We start from the raw sequence: 23,249 nt of genomic DNA, 5'->3' as shown, positions 1-23,249 counted from the left end.
TTAGTGTGTGTGATAAAATCTCCGCTGTCGAAAAAGGTGGACTGGCGTGGTGAGCCCCGGTCAGCGTCCAACCATGGGACGCCAAATGCATCTGAAATTGTTTCGGATGACCACGGCGAGAGCGGACGTGCGCCGATTTCTCGTGGAGCCTTTGATCGACAAACGAAACGGTAAATCCCGTTTTCCATCCAAAGTTTTCTTCACGGTAAGCACACGTCCTAATTCTGTTTATGGCTAATTCAATGGCCAAATATTAAGGACGAATCATGTCACTTACTCCTGTTCTCATCGTTGGTGGTAGCCTTGTTGGTTTATCTGCATCTGTCTTTCTCGCTTGGCGCGGAATACCTCATATCTTAGTAGAAAAGCACTCCGGCAGCTCCACTCATCCGCGTGCCATGGGTTATACCGAAACCACGCTGGAGCACTACCGCATGGTTGGTATTGCCGACCGTATACCCCAAACACCTCAAAATTTCCGCTTACGCCGCGTTAAGGCATCAAGTCTTGCTGGCGAATGGCAAGGTGAACAGGCTTGGACGCCCGGCGAAGCCGACACGCACAATACTGGCCTGTCACCCAATACGGGAGCGGCCATTGCGCAGGACAAACTTGAACCTATCCTGCGCATGGCAGCGCTAGAGTTCGGTGCAGATCTTCGCTACAGCACTGAGTTGCTACATTTCGAGGATCGTGGCGATAGTATTGTCGTGCAGTTACGGGATCGAAATGCTGGTCGAGATTATGCAATCTCAGCCGATTACATGATAGCAACAGATGGCGCCGACAGTCCCATTCGCGAACGTCTTGGCATTGCACGGGAAGGTGTGGGAAATATCCGGACAGTCCGCAGTGTACTGTTCAAGTGCCAGGAGGCGGATCAGTATCTGGGGTTGAGCCGAGATACGGGTAAAAATAGCCCATAATACTTTTGGTTATAATGTTTTAAAAATATCTCAATAATTTGAATTAGTGAAGCTTGGAAAAATTTGAGATAAATACACCAAGGACAATATATATTTTTAGTTCGACGTAGTTATAATATTTGCCATTCCAAATATTGGAGGCATGAATGGCATCGATTGAACGTACCGCGTACCCTCGTTTCCCGACCGTGCTTCCAAGCCGGGACATTCAAACATACTACACACCTTCGGCAGAAGAAATCGAATGGGTCGCTACCTTAGCCCGAGGCCAGGGCAGCCAGCTCAGTGTTTTGGTGCTCCTTAAATGTTTTGAGCAGCTTCACTACTTTCCCCAGATAGATGAAATTCCAGCCGAAATTATTTCTCATATTGCTACTGTCCGCGGTTTTCCGACTGCCTCTAATATTCACTATAAAAGCACAACCACGCTATACCGGCATCACGCAGCAATACGCAAATACTTGGGCATTGCTACATTTGAAGGCGCAGAAGCCAGGAAGTTAGCAATACGTATCGCGCGGGAAGCTGCGCAGGTCGCTGACATGCGCACCGATATTATCAATGCGACGGTTGAAGAGTTGATCGGACTCCATTACGAATTACCTGCGTTTAGTACGCTGGATAAGATTGCGGAACAAGTACATACAACTATTCAAGATCAAGTATTTCGACGAGTTGCTAAGCGTCTCAACCAAGAACAAAAGGACTTCTTGGACAACCTGTTAATTACTGATTTTGCACAACGACAGACACAGTTTCATCAGATTAAACGAAGTGCTAAACGTGCATCTAAGAAGCACTTAGAAAATGTTCTGGATCAGTTAATCTGGTTGGAATCTATCATCGACGTGGATAAACCTCTTGAGGGAATTCCGATATCAAAATTAAGGCATTTTTCCAGTCAGGCAATGGCACTTGATGCCGCAGAACTAAAAGATCTGAACTTGGAGAAGCGCTACACGCTTATCCACTCGTTCGCAATATGCGGGTTCGGGCACGAGATGATTTGGCTGAAATGTTTATACGCCGGATGGCCGTCATTCATAAAAAAGCTAAAGAGGAATTGGCCTCTATCCAATTGAAACAAAGAGCATTGTCAGAACGCCTGGTCGCTAAACTTGACGGTGTTCTTGATATTTTGGTCGAGGATCTTGATGATCAAAAAACCGGATTGGAAATCCGGAAACTCTTAGCTCCCGGCGGCGATCTGGAGCGACTGAGAGAAGAATGTGCAGCAATTCGCGTATGGAGTGGCAAAAACCATTTACCCCTTTTATGGAAACCATTCACTAGCCATCGTGCTGTAATTTTTCGCATTGCCCGCGTTTTGGAGTTCAAAGCCGCAACACAAAATCGCGCACTAACAGATGCGCTCAATATTGTCCTCGAAAACGAATCTCGCAGAACTGATTGGATGGAGGACGAAGTGGATATGTCCTTTGCTTCGGATAGGTGGCAAAAATTAGTAAAACGACCGCACGATGAAGGAGAGCCGACTAATCGGCGTTATCTGGAACTCGCTGTTTTTTCTCATTTGGCCAGCGAACTGCGCTCAGGCGACATGTGTGTTGCTGGCTCTGAGACGTTTGCGGACCATCGCGATCAGCTGTTGTCATGGGATGAATGCCAGAAGCTGTTACCAGCCTATTGTGAAAAAGTTGGACTTCCGAATAACGCGAAGGATTTCGTCGCGATGTTAAAGGAAAAACTAACAGAAAAGGCCGAAGAAGTTGATCGTAATTTCCCGGATCACCATGGCGACGTGTCTATAGGCTCGAATGGCGAGCCTATACTCAAACGTGTGGTTGCGAAAGAAATTCCTTCGTCCGCGATAGCTCTGCAAAGTACTATCATGAATCGGCTTCCGACTAGGAACTTGCTCGATGTCCTTGCCAATCTCGAACACTGGTGAAATTCACCCGACACTTTGGCCCAATCTCCGGTAGCGACCCAAAACTTAAGCGTGCGGCCGAACGCTATCTGCTTACGATTTTTGCGATGGGCTGTAATCTCGGTCCCAATCAGGCCGCAAGACATCTGGCCGGCGACGTCACTACCCATATGCTTTCTTTCGTGAATCGTCGCCATATGACAGTTGAGAATCTGGATGCCGCAATTCGCGACTTGAATGAGCTTCATTTACGCCTAGATCTTCCGAAACTATGGGGGACGGTAAATCGGTTGCCGCAGACGGTACGCAATACGATTTTTACGAAGAAAATTTGTTGGCCGGTTTCCATTTTCGGTACCGGAAAATGGGGGCCGTTGCTTACCGCCATGTGGCGAATAACTATATCGCAGTATTCCGCCATTTTATTGCCCCAGGCGTTTGGGAAGCCATCTACGTTATTGAAGGGTTGTTAAAGGCGCAATTATCTGTTGAAGCTGATACCGTTTATTCGGATACGCAAGGGCAATCTGCGGCCGTTTTTGCTTTCACCTATTTACTTGGTATCAATTTGATGCCGAGGATTCGTAACTGGAAAGATCTAGAACTTCACCGCGCCGAGAAAAAAATTCGATACAAGCACATTGACCGACTTTTCACTGCAACAACTAATTGGGACCTCATTGAGTCTGAATGGCAAAACATGATGCGTATTGCGCTGTCAATTCAGGCGGGTCGTATCGCCTCGCCTTTATTACTAAAGAAATTAAGCGCAAAAAATGGACGTAGTAAATTATTCTCTGCCGTGCGTGAAATGGGCGGTGCAGTTCGTACAATCTTCTTGTTGAAATGGATTTCGGATATCAAGATGCGGCAAGAAGTTACAGGTGAGACTAATAAGATGGAGTCGTACAATGGTTTTGCGAAGTGGCTTTCATTTGGCGGTGACGTCATCGCGCAAAACGATCCCGAGGAACAACAAAAGCGTCTGAGATATAACGATCTGATCGCTGCTGCAGTAATTTTGCAAAATACCGTCGACATGATGCGTGTCATTCAAACTTTGATTGCCGAAGGACATAAATTTGATGTGGACGATCTGACTTTCCTAAGTCCGTATATCACCAGCGGCGTCAAACGATTTGGTGACTATCATCTCAATTTAAAACGCGCGCCGGAGCAATGGATTCGCGATTCGCTTTTCCGCAAAGCCGCGGACGATGCAAAGCAAAAGGGAAATGAGGGGAATGCTGAATGACCGTACCAAAAGGGAAAGTGATACCTACGCCATATGGTGACATGAATGCGCTCGTATTAGAACAGCTCAGAGAAAGTTATGACACAGGGGATGTCCTCGAAATGATTGAGCAACTGGACACTATCCGTGTCCGCCTGGAGGGAGTAAATGGCATTCGCGACGATCTGATTGCCCTGCACGCTATGTCACATACTGTGATAAATGGTGCTCGTTTGGCCGTACCACCCCAGGAAACGGCCCTATGGGAAGCGGCTGAGGAGTTAGTTTCTGAATTTTCAGATTTTTCCAGGCTATTTTCAGAATTTTCTGAGCGCTTACGCCCCTTGTCCGAGCTCATGCCATTAGATAACAATGACTGATTGACGTTCGAATGCGATCCGTGCAGCAATTAATTTAATGAATTTTCAGTGTTATAGCAGCGAAAGTATTAAGAAAATGATCGCTAAATAATCTCAAATTGAGATATACTGAGCCCATGAGAGTCATATCCAATAAAGCCCTAACGGATTTTTCTGCCACGTATTCGCTGTCGCATGAGCCGCTGCAGGCCTGGCGAAAAATCATTGAATCCCGGCCATTTGCTAATTTTGCAGAGATTAAAGCCACATTTAACGCAGTCGATAAGGTCGAGACGTATTACGTGTTTGATATTGGCGGCAACAAATATAGGATCGTCAGCGCGATTCATTTTGATACGCAGAAGCTGTTTGTTCGGCAGGTTTTTACACATAAGGAGTACGATAAATGGAAGCCGTAATTGATCGCTCCACAGTCAAGGAAATTTCCGAGCGTTACCAGGCATTGACTGAGTTTGTGCCGCTGAAATCCATACACAACGATGCCGACTATGAGAACGCGATTGTTGCATTGAATCAGTTGATGGATGCCGGCGGTGCAGATGAAAAGTCTCCGTTAGCCGAGCTGGTCAATAGTCTGGGTTCGTTAATCGCAGATTATGAAGACATGCAGCCCGCTGTACAGTCGGTCTCGCCCGTGGCGACACTGAAATTTCTGATGACACAACATCAGCTTACCCAATCAGATTTACCGGAACTGGGTAGCCAGGGCGTTGTATCGGAAGTTTTGCGCGGCATCCGTGATTTAAACGTGCGCCAAATGAAGGCGCTGGCTGATCGTTTTCACGTGCCTGCAAGCGTTTTTTTATAAGTTATTTGCTGTTTGTGCTAAGCTGGAATTTATCTCGATAACCTATTCGGATTTAACCTGTAGCGCCTTAGCCCCGGAGGCAAGCATGGTATTGATTCTGGTCTTGGAAAACGGGTCGGCACTCTCGACATAACGCATGGCCGATTGCACATTTTTCCAGCCCACGTACTCCATCAAGGTTTTGATATCCCAGCCATTGGCCGTCGCCCAATTCGCGAATCCACGCCGCAAGGAGTGTGCGCTATATTGCATTGTCGATTCGACGCCAGATTCTTGAAACAGCGATCGTAGCAAAGGGATCAGGCTGTCCGCATGTAATCCGTCCTGGCTGACATGACCCCAGCGATCAATCGCGCGAAATACCGGTCCGGCCTGCAGACCGGCCAACTCAATCCAATCCAGATAAGCCGACACTGGGCATAATTGGGACGATGCCGGTGCCTTGAAGCTGCTGCCCTTGAATTGCCGGTCAGCTTTCGTTTGCGGAAAATAGCAACTCATTCCTTCCCCGGACACGACGTCGACGTGCTCGATCTGTAGTCGTGTGAGTTCGTCACCGCGAAAACCGCGCCAGAAACCCAGCAATAAAATCGCTTTATTCCGGACATGGCGTAGTTCGTCGGCATGCTTTCCGGTTAGGTGCGACGTCTCGATGGACTGGTCCAGCCAGAGTACGACTTGAGCTAATTGCTCCATTTGCATCGGTTTGGCGCGTTTTCCTTGTGCGGGATGCAGCGCCTGAATACCGCGAAATACTTTACGCACAATAGGAGCCTTGGTGGGATCCGGGAATCCCTGGGTGATATGCCACTGTGCGAGTGCCGCAAGACGTTGACGCAGTGTATTGATGGAAAGCGACTCGGCATGATCGGCCAGATAGCGCGCCACACTGTCTGCCGTTGCCGGCAGAAAGCCACCCCATTCGACCTCAAAATGGCGCACGGCAGATTGGTAGCTGTTACGTGTGTTGTCCCGGGTCGCCGCGTGAACGTACTGATCGAGTTTGCTCATAGGTAGTGCGAAGCTTGAAACGAGTCTGCGATTCGTCACACTATAGCAAACATTAATGATCATACCTTAGTGGTAAGTTTCGATGCAAATGGGGAGTCGGCGTGTTCATTCAAGTGACTAGCCTATTGAGGGGCATTGAGCTCGTCTACGTAATTTGCAATTTATCCGTCTGCCTTTCTATTGTGATGACTGGTCCGTAATGCCCAAAGCATCCCAAAATGCAGGGTTAAATACATAACGGGCGTTTTCACCCAAGCGCTGCGCCCGCGTAGTTAATATTTTTGAATCATAGTTAACATCGAAAATGTATTGAACTCCGGTCTCGGTTTTAAGACCAATCACTCCGTAGTAGAGCAAAAAGCCGAAGATATTCTCTACTTGATCTGCGCTCACGCCACCGTTAGCAAGCGTTGCATTTAGCTCGTGCTTGCTCACCTCGCTTGGCTGATCAATGAAGTGATATAGCAAATCGGGAACATCCGGGCAAACATCAGACAATTCATGGTCTAACTCGATGAGCAAATCCTGGGAAAAGGCTTTGACGCCTTTTTCTATATCACTTTCCTCAATCTTACTGTGGTTAAAGTTAATCGCGAAACCTTTACTATGGGCAAAAATCTTTAATACGTTTCTTGGGCGCATAAGGGATCGCTCAATAAAATAAGCAGAGGTGTCCTCTCCGCGATAATGAGATATACAGATATCGCGCCATATTTTTTCGAAAGTTACGTTTGACTCGACTCCATCCATGCCCGACACCAATCGTAACCTTAGCATTTCCCGCAGCATGTCGGGATCAGTCCAATCCAAAACAGCGCGCATGTCTTTGCCATAGTCGGCGCTGCCTTTCATCAACAATTCGTACACATCATTTCGCACGAAAATGACGCAGTACAATTTGTGTTCGTGCTTTCGCATCTCTCGTTCAATTTTTCTCCCAGCCTCCACGAGACAACGCAGAACAATAATGTCGATTTCATCGACACCACCCGTATTCCAACCCTTATCAAGATTGTCAAACAATATCCAAACAGATTGCTTTGTGCTCAGATAGTCGGACAATTTTTGTCGTAATGATCGAATGTCGTGGGCGTGTACCAAAGACGTCACATCATCAACCGTTAGCTTGACATCTGACGACTCACCAAAACGCGCTCGATACGAGGAGGCTATTCGATTAGATAAAACAAGTAGGCGCTCGGAAAAATCGCCTTCGGTAGAAAAATTTTCCACCTTATAGCTAGCCTCAAGATCAAGATATTTTTCATATATCTCGTGATTGTGTTTATGAGTCGTCCGATCTTTTTCCAAAACCTTGTACGTGACTTCAAGTAGTAAAAGGTATTCCCAAAAAGCCGTTATCAAATGCTGCCGCGATCCTTCGGTGAGATAGGAAAGTAAATCTTCTTTCAATTTTATAAGTTGATAGCCTTCTGGTTTCAGATCGACCATTACGTTTCGCTTGTCAGCTCGTATTCGACGCGTAACTGCAAAAACAAAGCTGTCTTACCTGCCCCCTTTCGCCCGACAACGAGGTTTACTTCTCCGCGCACAGCCCGAGTGAACTGCTCGGTCTGCATATAGTAGGCGCTCAACGTGGTCATTTCGTTTTCTGCCGTTGGGTCGCCGAATGCCATATTTTGTAAAGAATTATGGGAGACCTTTAAAGGGGGTTCCACAAGTTGCAAGTAATCAGTTAGCTCCAAAGCAAAGGATGCAACATGTTCGGCAATGTCATCGGGATGTGCGTAGTGCTTCACGTCATCTCGCACATCAAGCGGAGCCTGGAATCCGTTTGGAGCCAAAATCAGACAAGGTTTATCCATTCCATCTGCCAGGCCCGCCACGAACATGGTTCTGAGGTTATGAATGACGGCCCATTCCTTGCTATCCGGCTCAAAAGAAACCAGCACACCAGCTGAACTAGATACTTGTTTAATGGCATCTGTAGCAGAGAGGCGGGAGTCTTCACTGGGGTTAAAACTCCGATATCTATAGCGAGTTTTCTTCAGTCGCGAAGTCATCATGGTCGCCGCGTCCCCTTTATGTGGGGGTTCAACCACGTATGCAGGTGCCTTATTGTCGATCCCCTCCAATATTTGCAACGGCTTTGGATCGATGTAGCCAGTGAGTCGGTAGGATAGAGCATCGGCGTCCGAATATTCGGAGTACCCAAGCGTATCGAATATGCCGACGCGATTTGCAAGATCTTTGTCCCCCAGGGTTCCGGTATGACGTATTAAGAAAACTCGCTTCTTTTTTCCTATCGCATAACCAATTTCGTATACGACGTTTGAATTTAGATAGGAGATATCTGCGACGATAAAGCTTGATTGGTCAATTTTTTCAATAATTGGGGAAATTAGCGGTGTGCCAGCGATGTCGTTGAACTCCCAAGGTTCAAACCGAATGTTATTGAGTTTTGGCGAAGCCTTGGCTATGCCGTCTTTTATTACGGTTGTTAGATTTTTGTCTCGAGATGAATATGCAACGAAGACTAGTTGAGAGTCGGTCATGACAGGTCCTAGATATTTTGCGGCAATTGAATTCTTCCATTGTCATTATGCCAGCTTGCCAGCCGCTCAGCCCTGATATCTAAACGTTAATTCACAGATGACAAAATTAAAAACAAAGGAGGCATCTAAATAAGGCCTCCCCAAAAACACCCCAAAATGCCGAAATCTTGGTAGTGACGCTAAATTTCACTTAAAAACAAGCAATCATGCAGGATAAATATATATTAGCCCAGCTCAGGAACAGATGTGGAAGCATTCTTCGTGCTACTTTTTCTGAAGCGCGAGTTGATACCTCGGGATCTAAGTCTATTGCTAGGAAACGTCGTATTACTGTCGCGCCTGACCAGGCGAGCAGCGGCATTGCTCGGTATAGCTTCCGGTCAACCAGTGTGGGTGCAGGTGAAATCTGTTGCGCTTATAGAATAGCGACGGCGGGAGCCGCAGAGGCATAACTACCCTTTGACAGGTACAAAAATTGGTGTTTGCGGAACTCATTTAGCTTAATTCCGGCCGGCCCTCAGATAGCTAGATAACCACTCACCAAAAATATCGATGCAAAAACTGCCAACAACTTTTAATGCAAATTAACTAAATAATATCAAATACTTAGCTCACTTTTTGGCGAAAAATTCCTGAATCCCGGCCAACCCTCAAGAACTCCTCAGCTACAATCTATCTATTTAAGTAACTCAATAAAAAAATGCCAAATGAAGACATCCGAGCATTTTCTGTCGATTGGAATGACGAAAATAGCATTCGAAAGCTGAGAATAATCCTTGATGAGCGCGGAAAGGAGATTCGAGAGGAGAGAGTTATGGATGCCTACAAACAGAAACATCCTCGTGCTATCTCTGCACCGGATCCAGAAGCCGACCTCCAAAAAACAACCGACTTCGGAAGAGATGCTCGCATCTTGAGGGAAACGTTAGCAGGACTTGGTGTTTCGAAGTTAAGGCATTTGCTAGCTTATAAAAAATCCGATTTAGAGTCTACCTCGCATATTTCATTAAACGATCGACGTAATATTTATAAATTTTTATGGAAAAATTTTGGTATTGAGTTGAAAGATTAGTTGCACAACTACAGTAATGAAATAAGCAGCGTTTTTGGCGAAAATAACCGGAATCCAGTCCCTTCTTCCACATTTTCTAATTTTAGTTATTAAAAGCATGATTTTTATAACTAAAAGTGTTATGGGCTATTTTTACCCTTATCTCGGCTCGACCCCTAATATTGCTGGAAAGTGAAGCCAGATAATGCTTTGCGGGGATATGCAGATTTCTCAGTAGTGGAAAGTTTGCGACACTTTTAAATATACTGATTGCATATACAGCATTTTATGTTAAAGTACTTTCCATGGACAAACGATGAGTCAGTGATGGATGAAAGCCTCACTGAACGATGCACTCGATGATGTCCTTCACGATCTTTTTGTATCAGGGAAGTTCGCATTTTTCTGTAGTGACCGGAAATGCTCTGTGTTTCAAGTGTCAGAGAAAAAGTATGAACTGCCTTTATAACCAACCCGGAGATTCATTTATGGCATACCTCGATCAGTCTTTTGATACGCGTTTCAGTCTGCAATTGTCGCCAACTTCTTTTTTACTGCGCTTAGGTCGTCGCGAGATATTTGTCTGCCGCGATTACAGACAACGTGCGTATTACGTCAATCCCGTATTGGATTGTTCCACAGGCATACAGGCCGGGCATCTGGAAATTTTGTTCTGCAAGAAATGGCTGATTATTTTATCCAAGGCAAACTGGTAAGCGCTGAGGATTCGCGCCTTATGCTTCGCAATATGCACGCCTGATTTTGCTATTTTTGTTATTGCTTGCGCATGCCATAGGGCAGCAGCATCAGCAAGCGCAACAGTCTGAGCAATAGCCTTGCAGGTAAGGCTGGGGAATGATCAGGGTCGCAGTATCAGAGTGCCGATATAGCCAGCGGGCAACGTCAGTGCGTAGCTGCAGGAGTCTTTTAAAGCCGATGCCATCTGTTGCTGAACGTGTTCGTCGTACTCCGTCATGGCAATGCCCGCACATTTAAAACGTGCTTCCATCATCGTCCAGTACTGCGCAAACAGCGCTGCGCGTTCATCGTCTTGCGCCTGTTGTAGTGCTGCGATTTGCTGAGGGCTGAAATAGATATCGGCAACATCCTGCCAGTCATCCATAGCCTTTACTGCCATCAGATCGATACCCGGCAGTTGTTTCTGACTGATGGCGGCTACCGATAAACCAGGCTCATGGCTGACGGAAATAAAAATTTCTTGTGTGGCGATGAAGCATTGCAGCCTGCTACCTGCGACACGGATCAGTCGTATCTGTTCCGCTGTACAAGAAAATGCCTGCATCAATAATTCAGTGATGGCGAGATGCAGTTGTTGCCTGGCAGTTTCGCGTTGAAGATTTTGCGGGAAAGACAGGCATATCACAACATTGGACTGTTGACTGAAATAGTCCAGAGCAGACAGGCATTGTGCTTCCCAGTCAAATACCGAAAAAGCTGGCAGACTTACGCCTTGCATGTCTGTCTCATTCGTACTTATTTACCCGTCATCGCAGCTGGGCAACCGCGCCAATGCGAATTCGCAGGCATAAATTCCCCTTTCATGACTAGCGTCAGCGCCCCCAGGCTTGCATCATTACCGACAACTGCGCTGTACAACACGGCACTGCGCGGCCCCATGTAAACGCGTTCACCGATGTTGACGTGATCAATTTTCATGACGCGATCTTCAAACAAATGAGTTTGCGGGCAGGCGAGGGCATTGATTTCGCTGTGCTCGCCAATGCTGACGCAATCAAATTCAGTAATATCCGTGGTGTCCATATACACACCGCGCCCAATTTTGCAGCCGAGCAGATTGAATGCCAGCGGTAACCACGGTGTACCACGCAGATAACGCATGAAATTCGGCACAGCAATCCCTTCGTATAAATTGGTAATGCCTTCCGATAACCAGACAAATGGCGTCCACATGGGTACGCTGGCTTTCTTGTAGCGGAAAATCAGCAGCCATTTCAGTACCAGTACAAAGACAAAGCTGCCTATCCCATACAGCAAACCTGCCGCGACCAGGTAGTACAGCACTTCAGCCCAACGGTCTTCTCCCGCCAGCGGCATCAGATCAAGAACGACGGTGTAACCAACGGCAATGACCATCGCATGGGGCGCAATAATCCGGAAAGTTTCGACCAGCGTGCGTCCTATGCGTCGCATCACTGAAGGTTTGAACGTTAGACTTTCAGGGAAACCTTTGACCTCTTCACGTGCTGGCAAATTGATCGGTGGCGAACCCAGCCAGGTATCGCCATTTTTCATTTGCGCATTGTCTGGTGCGCAGGTATGCACGCCTATCAGCACATTTTCGGGCAATACTGTTCCATCCGGGATGTAGGCGCCATTGCCGACAAAACTACGCCGGGAAATGACGGTTGGGTGCATGGTCATCCAGCCACGATCTATCTGCTCATCGCCGAGTAATACGGCGTCGGCGATAAAGGTTTCATCGCCCAGTGTCAGCATGTCCGGCACCACGCCCAATGCCGTCGAAATTTCAGCGCCTTTGCCGACTTTGGCACCCAGCATCCGGTACCAGAACGGCGCATATACTGTCGCATACACGCCATGCAGCACATTCAGACTCGATTCCTGAATTTGATTGACCAGCCACTTGCCGCAATAGATGTTGCCATGTACCGCATAACTACCGGGTGTTAACTTCGGCAAAATGCTCCAGCGTATGCCAGCAGAAAGCAGGGCTGTGCAAACGATCAGAACAGCTGTCGCCGGAAACGCGAGTATGAAATATTTGGCCAGTTGCAAAGGAACGGAATTGGTTTGCAGCCATGGGAAATTATCCGCATTATCGAACCAGTCTATCGTCACAAAACTGGGGAAGACCGGCATAAAAAACAGCGCGCTGATAAACAGCGAGCCCACGACGAAGAATGTATTTTCGCCGATTGCGCGTAGCTTACTGTAAGCTGGCCTTGCCGGATAAGCATTGGCATCAAATGCGCCGATGTCTTTTGCCGGTGATCCTTTCCAGATACGATCCCGTGGAATAGTCTGACCTTCCGCCAATGCTGATTGGCCTTCCAGATGCGCGCCTTCTTCCAGCGTGACATTTCCTTCGAGTACGCAATACGAACCGACGTAAGCATCTTTGGCAATGTTAATACTGCCGATCAGAAGTTCACCATGCTGAACACGGACGTTTTCCAGATTCGTTGCATTGCCTATGCTGGCACCATCCCCGATGGACAGTAGATCCGGCGCGCGCAAGGTAATTGAACCTATCATGACATCGCGGCCTATCTTCGCGCCGAGTGCACGTAACCACCACGAATACAATGCAGAACCGCTCAGCATATAGACTGGCGCGGCATCGACCAGCCGGTCTGCCAACCACCAACGGAAATACGTCACGCCCCACAGCGGATAACGTCCGGCTTTCAGCCGACCGGCGATCAGCCATTTCCCGATAATCGCAATCGCGAATTCAGCTACCGTCAGTAACAAAAATACGCCCACAGATAACAGCACTGCGCGGGTAATCGAGTCGCCGGGGTCGCCGGTAAAAAAATGGTAAGCAAAAAATGGCGTCAGCCATTGCACCATGCGCATCGCCACCAGCCACGGCACCGTGGCTGCCTGCGCCGCGCCGCAGATCCAGCGTTTCCAGGCAGGTGCCGGGTTCCAGGTTTCCTGAGCATCAGCGAGGGTCGCATCCTGCAGCAGGCCAGCCGCCTCCAATACCTCAGAAATACCTTGCACACTACGTTTCTGATATATGTCGGCAATCTTAAAATACGCAAACCGGGGATGTTTTCGTAATACAGAAACCAGTTTTGCCGCCATCAGCGAATGGCCGCCAAGATCATTGAAAAAATCAGCATTGCGCCGTATCGTCTGTCCGGGGAATAAGCTTGCCAGCGCACTGAACAACACTTCCTCAGTTGCGGACTCCGCGACGTCCGATTCGCCGGATGCGACTACGGCTTGTAAGTCACATCGTTTTAATTCGTTGCGGTCGATTTTTCCCGAGGTCAGGCGCGGAACTTCATTCATAAATTCAAAGCGCGACGGCACCATATACGGTGGCAGAAGCGCGCTGAGTATGCCCCGTAAGCCTGCACCAAATTCAGCGTTGGATTGCGTCGCCATCGGTGCAACCGTATTTTCTGCATGATTGTCTTCGCGAACGATGAAAGCGACGATCTGGTCTATACCCTGATCCTGACGCAAGACCACGGCCACGGTACCAACACCGGCTTGCTGGGCCAAAACGGTTTCAATTTCCCCCAACTCAACCCGGAAACCACGAATCTTCACCTGATCATCGGCACGTCCAAGACAGACCACGCTGCCATCTGGCTGTATGCAGGCAAGATCGCCGGTTCTGTATAAACGTGCTTCGTTTGCTTGTCTGGCCCACGGATTCGGCAGAAATTTTTCTGCCGTTAAATCGGGACGTCCCAGATAACCGGTTGCAACGCCCGGTCCCGAAATACATAGCTCACCAGTTTCGCCCCACGGCAATAAGCGCAAACCATGTTCAATATCAGTCGCAATCACCATCAGCGAATAATTCGGCAACGGTTTGCCTATCGTCACGGCTTGCTGTGGCTGTAAAGGCGCAAGACTGGCAGATACCGTCGCCTCCGTTGGCCCATAGGTATTGAACATCTGCCGCCCCGGCTTGCTCCAGCGATTGACCAGTGCTTCCGGGCACATTTCGCCACCAAGATTAATCAGACGCAGGCTGGCAACATCCTGCGAAAATAAAGCGAGCAGGGTGGGGACGGCATGTAATACGGTAATGTTATTTTCTGCAAGCGCGACAGGCAAAAGATCCGGATCTGCCGTAATCGCTTTCGGTGCTATCCATAAGGTTGCACCAACCAGGTAACTGATCCAGATTTCTTCGAATGACATATCGAAGGCTACTGAAAAACCCTGATAGACGCGATCAGTCGATTGGATTCCTAACACCTGATTTTCACTGCGTAAAAAATGGCAGATGCTGGCCTGACTGACCAAGATGCCTTTGGGTTTTCCCGTCGAGCCTGAGGTATAGATCACATAGGCAGGATAATCTGATTCACTGGCGCGACGTCGCAACCATGTTTCTGGCTGATGTGCCGCCGCAGTTTCTGCGATCCAGACCTGATGACGCGATGAATGCAACTGCGCTTCAAACTCGGCACAACTCAGAATACCAATGGCGTTCGCGTCTGCCAGACAAACGGCAATACGGTCAACGGGTGTGTCAGCATCAAAAGGCAACCAGGCTGCGCCTGTTTTCGCAATACCCGCCTGCATCACCAGCAAATCAATGCCACGCGGCAACCACAAGCCCACGATTTGCCCGGGGCCGACTCCGGATGCAATCAGAAATGAAGCTACACGGTCGGCAGCCAGATTTAACTCACCATATGTTAGTGAACGATCTTCAAAAATCAGTGCCGTTTTGTCTGGATAAAGAGAGGCGCTAGCCTCCAGAATGTCAGCAAGAATTTCTTTACGAATCAGATCGGGTTGAGACTGTCCATACAAAATTCCGCTATCGGATGAGCTTACAAGGGTGCTGCTAGACGAAGGCATAAGTATTCAGAAGTGGTGACGACGATTGTTTAATTGTTTTAATTATTACTGGCAGCGTTGATAGTTGATCTGGATCAGAAAGCGGGAATAACGCGCAATGTCGATAGAGTGAGAGTTTATCATTTCGGGAAAGTAAATAATGTCGAAATAGCGCACTTAGCAACATCTGTTTCTATTTATTGCGCATGATCATATTGCGTATGATTAAAAACCGGACTCGATCTTGTCCGTTCTTGGAATAACAAAAAAAAGACGATGCTGCAGGAAAGCGGTTGACCATACTGAAGTCTGTCAGCTATGGTTTGCATTAGATTGTTTGATATATAAGATCAATTACATAAGATCAATAAAATCTACGAGGATTTCTCAGTTAGCGCCGTTAGCAATCGTGTTTAGAACGACTGATCGTCATTTTTTTGCCCATGTTAAAAAAAGAAAACCTCCCCAGCAGTTTCCTGTTCATTCCATGGGTCATTCTGATTTTTGGATTGGCGCTTACTTATGCACTGCAGGATACTCCACGTGAGGCGAATCGTCAGGCGCTGCACGATGAGTTCGAATACAGATCAAATGAGATCATTGACAATATCAACCGACGATTACAAAACTATGAACAGGTTCTGGAAGGTGTGGCAGGTCTGTTTACTGCCTCCCATAAAGTCACTCAGGCTGAATTCAGCCGTTACGTAGAGACGCTGAAGTTTGAAGATAAATTTCCGGGCATTCAGGGCGTGGGGTTTGCCCGTTTTATTAAGTCGAAAGAAAAAGCAGAGCACATCGCCGTCATGCGCGCGACCGGATCAAAAGAATACGATATCCGGCCATCAGGTGAGCGCGAGATATACGCTCCGATTACTTATCTACAGCCGCCCAACTGGCGCAATCAACGCGCAATCGGCTATGACATGTACTCGGAAACCGTTCGTCGTGCTGCGCTGAATAAGGCAACAGAGGAAAATACAGCCATCATTTCAGGTAGGGTAAAACTGGTACAGGAGACTGACCAGGACGTGCAGGCGGGCTTTCTCATGTATATGCCCATTTACCGCTTGCATAGCAAGCATGCCAACATCGAAGAACGGCACGAGAATATTGAAGGTTGGGTGTATGCGCCATTTCGCATGAATGATCTGATGACAGGGATACTCGGTCATCGTTTCGACGAGAGCAGCTCGCCTTTTCATCTGCTCATCTATGACGGCAATTCAATTGACAAAAGTCAGTTGATGTTCGAGTCAAAACAAATCACAGAGAACAATAACTCTGCTTTTCGTACGACGAAGGTATTGAATCTATTCGGGCACGAGTGGAGCATCGTCATTAGTTCATTGCCAACGTTCGATGCTAGATTGAAAAGTGATAGGGCAAATATCATTGCTGCCACCGGAAGTATCGCCAGCATACTCTTAGCGATCGTGGTGTGGCTGTTGGTCACTGGACGCTCCCGCGCATTGGCAATCGCACGCAGTATGACGAGTGAATTAAGACAAAGCGAAGCGGAGCAAAAGAAACTCAATCGAGCACTAAGACTCATCAGCGACTGTAATATCGCGCTATCACGTAGTGAAAACGAACATCATCTGTTGTCCGAAATTTGCCGCTTGTGCGTAGATAATGGTGGATATCTGATGGCCTGGGTTGGCTATGCAGAAGAGGATCCGGCGAAAACAGTGCGCCCGGTTGCGCAAGCTGGCTATGAAAGCGGCTATCTGGAAACGATTAATATTTCGTGGGGTAACAATCAACAGGGGCAAGGCCCGACTGGTACCGCAATCCGGACAGGTACGCCACATATTATTCAGAATATCCTGACGAATGCCAGTATGGCGCCGTGGCGCAAAGCTGCGTTAGAACGCGGCTATCAGTCCAGTGTTTCCTTACCGCTGATCTGTGATGCAAAAATTCTCGGCGCTTTGAATATTTACTCTTGTGAAGCAGATGCCTTTGATCCGGCAGAAGTGCAGCTGCTGGAAGAACTGGTTGACGACATAGCTTATTGCATTGTCAGCTTACGCACGCGTGCAGAGAATGCAGAAACCAGAGAGAAACTGGAATTCCTGACGAATTTCGATCCCTTGACCAATCTGCCAAACCGCTTGTTACTACGCGATCGCTTTGATCATGCTGTTATTGTCGCCAACAATGAAAACATGACGGTCAACATGCTCTATCTCGATCTTGATCACTTTAAACAAATCAATGACAGTCTGGGCTACGGTATTGGCGACCAGATACTGCTAGAAGTGGCAAACCGTTTGCAGCATAGCATTCCGGCGACAGCCACGATGAGTCGTCTGAGTGGTGACGAATTCGTGATTCTGCTTACGGGAAAATATGATGTTCCGGGAATTGCAGAGGTTGGCAATACGATCTGCGAGGCATTTTCCACACCATTCACCATCAATAACGATGTCGTGAATTTGTCTTGCTCAATTGGGATAGGACTCTATCCTATCGATGGCGATGATTTCGACACCTTATTAAAACACTCTCACACCGCTTTAAACAGTGCAAAAGAAGCAGGGCGCAATACTTACCGCTTCTTTACACGGGATATGAATGCAGGTCTGGTTGAGCAAATCCGTTTAACCGGAGGCTTATCCAGCGCGGTACGCAATAATGAGTTCGTGCTTCACTATCAACCTCAGATTGATATCAAAAGCGGAAAAATCATCGCTGCGGAGGCGCTGATACGCTGGCAACATCCGATGGATGGACTGATTGCACCCGGCAAATTCATCGGGCTTGCCGAGCGCAGCGGCCATATTATTCAGATCGGTGAATGGGTCATCAACGAAGCATGTCGCCACGCGAGGGCGTGGCAGGATAAATACCCTGTGCCACCAGTGGTAGCTGTCAACCTCTCGGCCTTGCAATTCAAACGCGGCGATGTACTTAAAATCGTCAGTAATGCACTTGCTGTTTCCGGCTTGCGGCCAGAACTTCTGGAACTGGAGCTGACTGAATCAATTCTGCTGCAGGACGTCGAAACAACTATCAAGTCTTTACACGGTTTGAAAGAATTAGGCATCAAACTGTCGATTGACGATTTTGGAACCGGATATTCAAGCTTGTCCTATCTGAAGCGACTTTCCGTTGATAAACTCAAGATAGATCAGTCATTTGTCCGGGATATGCTGAGTGATTCTGATGGAGCATCTATCGTCAAGGCCATCATTCAATTAGGCCATACCCTACAGTTATCGGTCATTGCGGAAGGCGTTGAAACGGCCGAGCAACTAGCCTTTCTGGAAACGTCAGCTTGTGACGAGGCGCAAGGATACTTATTCAGCCGCCCCGTACCTGTTGAACAGTTTGTGCAATTAATCACGCAGGATGAGCGTAGATAACGCGTAAAACTCGGTGGGTAAAAGTGGCAAGCATATAAAGACAAACCAAAGGAATGACAGAGACACGATGAAAAAGAGCGCTTTTATTTGTGATGCAGTGCGTACCCCGTTTGGCCGTTACGGCGGAGCCTTATCCGGGGTCAGAACAGATGATCTGGCGGCCCTACCCATTAAAGCGCTGATTAGCCGCCATCCGTCACTGGATTGGAGCAGGGTGGATGATGTGATTTATGGCTGCGCAAATCAGGCGGGTGAAGACAATCGAAATGTCGCCCGTATGGCAAGCCTGTTAGCGGGGCTGCCTGTGGAAGTGCCCGGTAGTACGATTAACCGTTTATGCGGTTCCAGTATGGATGCACTGGGGGTGGCTGCGAATGCGTTAAAAAGCGATAGTTGCGATCTGATGATTGCAGGTGGCGTAGAAAGCATGTCGCGCGCGCCCTTTGTCATGGGCAAGGCGGACAGCGCCTTTTCACGTGCAGCAAAAATAGAAGATACGACCATAGGCTGGCGCTTTATCAATCCATTGATGAAGTCCTTGCATGGAATTGATTCCATGCCGGAAACAGCAGAAAACGTCGCTGCGGAGTTTGGCATTTCCCGCGCCGATCAGGATCTGTTTGCGCTATCGAGTCAGTTACGCGCAGCTCGCGGCCAAAAGGAAGGTGCATTTCAAGATGAAATTATTCCAGTCGCATTGCCGCAGCGTAAAGGCGAACCAGTCGTTTTCAGTCAGGATGAGCATCCTCGAGTGACCAGTCTCGAAGTGCTGGCAAAACTGACAGGTGTAGTGCGTGCAGATGGCTCCATAACTGCGGGGAATGCTTCGGGTGTAAATGACGGTGCATGCGCACTGTTGTTGGCTTCGGATGCCGGTATTGCGCAATTTGGCCTGACACCTAAGGCACGCATCATCGCAGTAGCTACCGCCGGTGTCGCGCCGCGGATCATGGGTTTTGGCCCGGCACCGGCAATTCGTAAAGTGCTGGCGAAAGCGAATTTAACGCTGAATCAAATGGATGTGATTGAACTCAATGAAGCCTTTGCAGCACAGGCGTTAGCGGTGATGCGTGATCTCGGTTTGCCGGATGATGCCGCGCACGTCAATCCTAACGGCGGCGCCATCGCATTGGGACACCCATTGGGAGCATCTGGCGCACGCCTGGTGATAACGGCGATGTACCAATTACATCGCACCAATGGACGCTATGCCTTGTGCAGCATGTGCATCGGCGTCGGGCAAGGGATTGCCATGATCATAGAACGCGTATGAAACTGAAGAGCGCCTTTTTACATTCAAATGGACTGTACACGAAGAAAAACTGACCAAACAGGTACATTTAACCGAGCAGTGCGTACAGGTTGGCAAGAACGCAGCATGGTCGTATAAAAACGTAATTCTGTAAAAAATATTTTTCTGTAAGTCCTTGTTTTTATTGGCTACCGTTTCTGTTCATTTACACCTTTAATTTCATGATCTTTACCTAAAAGTGTGGGTCTTCCACCGTTTTGCGTAATACTGTATATTTTTCACCACTGATTAATGTTGCTGATCACATAACCGAGGTGGAAAGCAATGCGCGCGAAAAACAGCCGACGGCTAAACGCTGAAGAACTCAGGGTATACGACTGGAAGTACCCAGACGAAGGAGCACTTCCTCAAGGCCCTACTAAAGATGGCTACTTCGCACGGAAGAAGGCCATAAAGCTGTACTTCGAAGGAGCCACAGAAAGCGAGATTAAGAAACAGGCCGACATAGGGCTCTCGCAGACAATTCGACTTATCAAGGAGCGCTGTCTGCTGGTTCATAGGGATGGAGAGGTATGGGGTTGGCGCGCCCTGGTTCCTTGGGAGCGTATCAATTCCTATCAGCGCAAGCACAAAATCAACGTCGATAAGTTCGGCCAGGGAGCTGTGGGCGCCTTAAATACGGTGTTAAACCAGCATCCTGCCTTACGAGAAAAATTCCTCAAACGTATTCTGTCCGCCGGCTCGCAAAATCGGATATCGGTCAGCAAACGCAATAAGCAAGGCCATTGGCAATGGTTCCTTGGAGAACTCCGCGTGCTCCGCTATGAAACCGAAAACAAGTGGCCCTTCAATACGAAAAACATGGGCTACGTTTCAGTCTGCCGATTCGTCAAATCCGTTCTAGACGAAAATCCTGAATCAGCGGCATTGGTCGTCGGCGGGCCTGACAACAAAAAGAAGATGTTGACGGGCGACGGCACCGACAGGCCAGTCCACTTATTGTTCCAGCGAGTGGAAATGGACGCGCATAAGACTGACGGTCGTTTCAGCGTCATGATTCCGCAGCCTACCGGCGGATATGTTCAAAAAATCGTCCATCGATTGTGGGTGGTCGTGATTCTCGAGGTAACGTCGCGCGCTGTGCTTGGCTACCACTTCAGCATGCGCAAAGAAGTCTCGAAGGTTGACGTACTTCGAGCCTTAAAAATGGCCCTAACCAAATCCAAGCGACTGCCAATCACCTTTGGAGATCATGCCTATTATCCGAAGGCAAACCTGCCGTCGGCTGTTTCAGAAAAATTCGTCGGTGCCTGTTGGGACGAGATCAGCGTTGACGGCTCTTTGGCCGAAACCTGCAAGCATGTAAAACAAGTATTGAAAGACGTGGTCGGATCAGACTTGCTTGAGCCCGAGAATAGTTTCGCGGTGAGAAGGAGTAAAGACGACCGTCCGTTTATCGAGACTTTTTTCCGTACGCTCGGGCAGCGTGGCTTCCAGAAGCTATCGAACATGACCAGCGGAAAACCCTCAGACAAAGGCGGGCGAGACCCGGACGAAGTCGCTCTCACCAGCCAGTTCCAGCTTGAGTATGCAGCGGAGTTGCTTGCTGTCTTGAGCCAATTACAACGCCACCCCTCATTCAAGTCTTGGCGGCCGCTCGCCGCTCGACTATCTCGAATTCCGCATGACGTATCCAGAGCGATCACTACGCTACGCTGATCCGAATTCGGTAAGCGATATGGTGAGTTTCCGGAAACTCTGTCCCGTCCACGGCGGATATACGCAGGGCAGACGGCCCTTCGTGTACTTCGCGCATGGCAGATTCTACTGTCCTATTATTACTTTAATCAACTTTCACGCGTGAAAGTTGATCGACTGGGAAGCCGATCATATCTGTAACCGTTTTATTGGTTGCAAACTATGCAGCTTCTTCGCAATTAAGACCTTCAATTTAAAAAATATGATTTTCGTCAAGACAATTCAAGTGCAATCTTTACAGCGTTATATGCAAGTGTATATTACGCATTTGCCAAGCCAATAAAAAAAACTACGCAATAAATTTCACATGTTGAAAATAATTTTGTCGGCTAACCGCGACGTAGGAGACCGATGAGATATGCCGCAAGCATTTCGAGAAGCCGTCGATTTTTTTTAAATACCGTTATATATAAGTTGCTATTACGATTTTATCGGAAGAAGACATATGGGTAAGCATCAGAATAAAAAGCGCGTTGTAACAACCAGTCCGCAATTGAAGATTCGAGTAGTCAATGCGGCAATTATTGCGACATTTATCACTTCCACTGCATGGGCTGAGGATAAATCTGATACTTCCGCGTTCGAACTAGGAACCGTTTTGGTTGTAGCAAAGCGTTTGCCAACAACCGAAATAGGTGACGTGGGCGGCGACCAGATTGCATCGGTCGTCACCAGCAAAGACTTACTGCAATTTAATAGAAATAACGTCGGTGACGCGCTCAATCTATTATCCGGAGTAACGCTGTCAACAAATTCCCGTAACGAAAAAACTGTTGCAGTGCGCGGATTCGATTCTCGTCAGGTCCCTTTATTTATTGACGGTATTCCTGTTTATGTTCCATACGATGGCTATGTCGACTTCAATCGTTTCAGCACTGCTGACCTCGCGGCAATTCAAGTAGCAAAGGGATTCAGCTCCTTGGCCTATGGTCCCAATACGTTAGGTGGAGCAATCAATCTCATTTCCCGCAAGCCCAAAAAGGCGTTTGAAGCGGATGCAATGGTAGGCGTAGCGACTGAGCAAACATCCGCCAATGTAGGTACCAACCAGGGCATGTGGTACCTGCAAACCGGGGTTTCCTACATACAGAGTGATGGCTTTCCCATGTCATCGGATTTCATTGCGACCAGTACAGAAAATGGTGGCGCGCGAAACAATGCCTATCGCAAGGATAGTAAGTTTTCCCTCAAATTCGGCCTTACTCCGAATGCACGTGACGAATATGCCATTAGCTATTACAAGCAAAATGGAGAGAAGGGACAGCCTCCTTCAACAGTTCCAGCGTCAGCACGCTACTGGAAATGGCCCTACTGGGATAAAGAAAGTTTGTACTTTATCTCGAACACAACGCTGGGTGACTATGAATCGGTGAAAGTCAGATTGAGGGTCGGCCGGGATTCCTTAAAATTCCGCAGGAATGCATTTAACTCACTGATTTAATTGAGATATTTCGACTTTTTTAAACGCCAATTAAATGGACGATTCGCTATTGCTTCCCTAGTCCAGTCC

The 23,249-nt window shown here is 48.0% G+C and carries 16 protein-coding genes and 1 pseudogene; 12 read left to right on the top strand and 5 right to left on the bottom strand.

Annotated features, from left to right (window positions below):
* Window positions 1-266 precede the first annotated feature (266 nt).
* The 5 genes and pseudogenes from H8K38_RS03255 (at window position 267) to H8K38_RS03235 (ending at window position 5,239) form a co-directional block, all read left to right on the top strand.
* Window positions 267-926, top strand: coding sequence for an FAD-dependent monooxygenase (locus H8K38_RS03255; protein ID WP_186883383.1), 660 nt, complete (start codon window positions 267-269; stop codon window positions 924-926).
* 146 nt (window positions 927-1,072) lie between these two features.
* A pseudogene (locus H8K38_RS03250) lies at window positions 1,073-4,072 on the top strand (Tn3 family transposase).
* Window positions 4,069-4,431, top strand: coding sequence for a Tn3 family transposase post-transcriptional regulator TnpC (tnpC, locus tag H8K38_RS03245; protein ID WP_186883382.1), 363 nt, complete (start codon window positions 4,069-4,071; stop codon window positions 4,429-4,431). Before H8K38_RS03250 ends, tnpC begins: the two are co-directional and overlap by 4 nt.
* Before the next feature lie 116 nt (window positions 4,432-4,547).
* Window positions 4,548-4,829, top strand: a complete 282-nt coding sequence (locus H8K38_RS03240) for a type II toxin-antitoxin system HigB family toxin (protein ID WP_186883381.1) — start codon at window positions 4,548-4,550, stop codon at window positions 4,827-4,829.
* On the top strand, window positions 4,817-5,239 hold the full coding sequence (locus H8K38_RS03235) for a type II toxin-antitoxin system HigA family antitoxin (protein ID WP_186883380.1): 423 nt from the start codon (window positions 4,817-4,819) through the stop codon (window positions 5,237-5,239). The genes H8K38_RS03240 and H8K38_RS03235 overlap by 13 nt, the downstream gene beginning before the upstream one ends.
* 42 nt (window positions 5,240-5,281) lie before the next feature.
* On the opposite strand, the gene H8K38_RS03230 is transcribed toward H8K38_RS03235, so the two are convergent.
* The 3 genes from H8K38_RS03230 to H8K38_RS03220 form a co-directional block, all read right to left on the bottom strand.
* On the bottom strand, window positions 5,282-6,250 hold the full coding sequence (locus H8K38_RS03230) for a site-specific integrase (RefSeq protein ID WP_186883379.1): 969 nt from the start codon (window positions 6,248-6,250) through the stop codon (window positions 5,282-5,284).
* Between the two features lie 177 nt (window positions 6,251-6,427).
* Entirely contained in the window at window positions 6,428-7,702 is a 1,275-nt protein-coding gene (locus H8K38_RS03225) for a P-loop ATPase, Sll1717 family (RefSeq protein ID WP_186883378.1), read from the bottom strand.
* Window positions 7,702-8,766 carry a hypothetical protein gene (locus H8K38_RS03220; RefSeq protein WP_186883377.1) on the bottom strand — a complete coding sequence of 355 codons (1,065 nt, stop codon included), beginning with the start codon at window positions 8,764-8,766 and terminating at the stop codon, window positions 7,702-7,704. Before H8K38_RS03220 ends, H8K38_RS03225 begins: the two co-directional genes overlap by 1 nt.
* 246 nt (window positions 8,767-9,012) lie before the next feature.
* Between H8K38_RS03220 and H8K38_RS03215 the strand changes: the two genes are divergently transcribed.
* The 3 genes from H8K38_RS03215 (at window position 9,013) to H8K38_RS03205 (ending at window position 10,533) form a co-directional block, all read left to right on the top strand.
* The gene (locus H8K38_RS03215; RefSeq protein ID WP_186883376.1) at window positions 9,013-9,192 is read left to right on the top strand and encodes a TOBE domain-containing protein; all 180 of its coding nucleotides are present in this window, start codon (window positions 9,013-9,015) and stop codon (window positions 9,190-9,192) included.
* A gap of 388 nt (window positions 9,193-9,580) precedes the next feature.
* Window positions 9,581-9,838, top strand: a complete 258-nt coding sequence (locus H8K38_RS03210; RefSeq protein ID WP_186897406.1) for a hypothetical protein — start codon at window positions 9,581-9,583, stop codon at window positions 9,836-9,838.
* Between the two features lie 467 nt (window positions 9,839-10,305).
* On the top strand, window positions 10,306-10,533 hold the full coding sequence (locus tag H8K38_RS03205; RefSeq protein ID WP_186883374.1) for a hypothetical protein: 228 nt from the start codon (window positions 10,306-10,308) through the stop codon (window positions 10,531-10,533).
* Window positions 10,534-10,676: 143 nt separating this feature from the next.
* Here H8K38_RS03205 and H8K38_RS03200 read toward each other — a convergent pair whose 3' ends face one another.
* Window positions 10,677-11,294, bottom strand: a complete 618-nt coding sequence (locus tag H8K38_RS03200) for a 4'-phosphopantetheinyl transferase superfamily protein (protein WP_186883373.1) — start codon at window positions 11,292-11,294, stop codon at window positions 10,677-10,679.
* Between the two features lie 17 nt (window positions 11,295-11,311).
* Window positions 11,312-15,379, bottom strand: a complete 4,068-nt coding sequence (locus tag H8K38_RS03195) for a Pls/PosA family non-ribosomal peptide synthetase (RefSeq protein WP_186883372.1) — start codon at window positions 15,377-15,379, stop codon at window positions 11,312-11,314.
* 422 nt (window positions 15,380-15,801) lie between these two features.
* Here H8K38_RS03195 and H8K38_RS03190 point away from each other — a divergent pair, with 422 nt between their 5' ends.
* The 4 genes from H8K38_RS03190 (at window position 15,802) to H8K38_RS03175 (ending at window position 23,180) form a co-directional block, all read left to right on the top strand.
* Window positions 15,802-18,729 (top strand): EAL domain-containing protein, encoded by a 2,928-nt coding sequence (locus H8K38_RS03190; protein ID WP_186883371.1) that lies wholly within the window; start codon window positions 15,802-15,804, stop codon window positions 18,727-18,729.
* A gap of 67 nt (window positions 18,730-18,796) precedes the next feature.
* Complete coding sequence (gene pcaF, locus H8K38_RS03185) at window positions 18,797-20,002, top strand: 3-oxoadipyl-CoA thiolase (protein ID WP_186883370.1); 1,206 nt, start codon at window positions 18,797-18,799, stop codon at window positions 20,000-20,002.
* A 303-nt stretch (window positions 20,003-20,305) separates the two neighbouring features.
* On the top strand, window positions 20,306-21,700 hold the full coding sequence (locus H8K38_RS03180) for a hypothetical protein (protein ID WP_186883369.1): 1,395 nt from the start codon (window positions 20,306-20,308) through the stop codon (window positions 21,698-21,700).
* 484 nt (window positions 21,701-22,184) lie between these two features.
* Window positions 22,185-23,180 carry a TonB-dependent receptor gene (locus tag H8K38_RS03175; RefSeq protein ID WP_186883368.1) on the top strand — a complete coding sequence of 332 codons (996 nt, stop codon included), beginning with the start codon at window positions 22,185-22,187 and terminating at the stop codon, window positions 23,178-23,180.
* The last annotated feature ends 69 nt before the right edge of the window (window positions 23,181-23,249 follow it).

This window comes from Undibacterium sp. FT79W, assembly GCF_014284215.1.
Lineage (GTDB): Bacteria > Pseudomonadota > Gammaproteobacteria > Burkholderiales > Burkholderiaceae_D > Undibacterium > Undibacterium aquatile.
Note: the sequence above shows the minus strand (reverse complement) of the source record. Positions and strands in the feature narration are given on the sequence as shown.

Excerpts from the sequence above, each read along its gene's own strand:
- H8K38_RS03175 (WP_186883368.1), top strand. The coding sequence starts at position 22,185 with ATGGGTAAGCATCAGAATAAAAAGCGCGTTGTAACAACCAGTCCGCAA.
- H8K38_RS03205 (WP_186883374.1), top strand. The coding sequence starts at position 10,306 with ATGGCATACCTCGATCAGTCTTTTGATACGCGTTTCAGTCTGCAATTG.
- H8K38_RS03230 (WP_186883379.1), bottom strand. The coding sequence starts at position 6,250 with ATGAGCAAACTCGATCAGTACGTTCACGCGGCGACCCGGGACAACACA.
- H8K38_RS03190 (WP_186883371.1), top strand. The coding sequence starts at position 15,802 with ATGTTAAAAAAAGAAAACCTCCCCAGCAGTTTCCTGTTCATTCCATGG.
- pcaF (WP_186883370.1), top strand. The coding sequence starts at position 18,797 with ATGAAAAAGAGCGCTTTTATTTGTGATGCAGTGCGTACCCCGTTTGGC.
- H8K38_RS03240 (WP_186883381.1), top strand. The coding sequence starts at position 4,548 with ATGAGAGTCATATCCAATAAAGCCCTAACGGATTTTTCTGCCACGTAT.
- H8K38_RS03200 (WP_186883373.1), bottom strand. The coding sequence starts at position 11,294 with ATGCAAGGCGTAAGTCTGCCAGCTTTTTCGGTATTTGACTGGGAAGCA.
- H8K38_RS03225 (WP_186883378.1), bottom strand. The coding sequence starts at position 7,702 with ATGGTCGATCTGAAACCAGAAGGCTATCAACTTATAAAATTGAAAGAA.
- H8K38_RS03180 (WP_186883369.1), top strand. The coding sequence starts at position 20,306 with ATGCGCGCGAAAAACAGCCGACGGCTAAACGCTGAAGAACTCAGGGTA.
- H8K38_RS03235 (WP_186883380.1), top strand. The coding sequence starts at position 4,817 with ATGGAAGCCGTAATTGATCGCTCCACAGTCAAGGAAATTTCCGAGCGT.
- H8K38_RS03210 (WP_186897406.1), top strand. The coding sequence starts at position 9,581 with ATGGATGCCTACAAACAGAAACATCCTCGTGCTATCTCTGCACCGGAT.
- tnpC (WP_186883382.1), top strand. The coding sequence starts at position 4,069 with ATGACCGTACCAAAAGGGAAAGTGATACCTACGCCATATGGTGACATG.
- H8K38_RS03195 (WP_186883372.1), bottom strand. The coding sequence starts at position 15,379 with ATGCCTTCGTCTAGCAGCACCCTTGTAAGCTCATCCGATAGCGGAATT.
- H8K38_RS03220 (WP_186883377.1), bottom strand. The coding sequence starts at position 8,766 with ATGACCGACTCTCAACTAGTCTTCGTTGCATATTCATCTCGAGACAAA.
- H8K38_RS03255 (WP_186883383.1), top strand. The coding sequence starts at position 267 with ATGTCACTTACTCCTGTTCTCATCGTTGGTGGTAGCCTTGTTGGTTTA.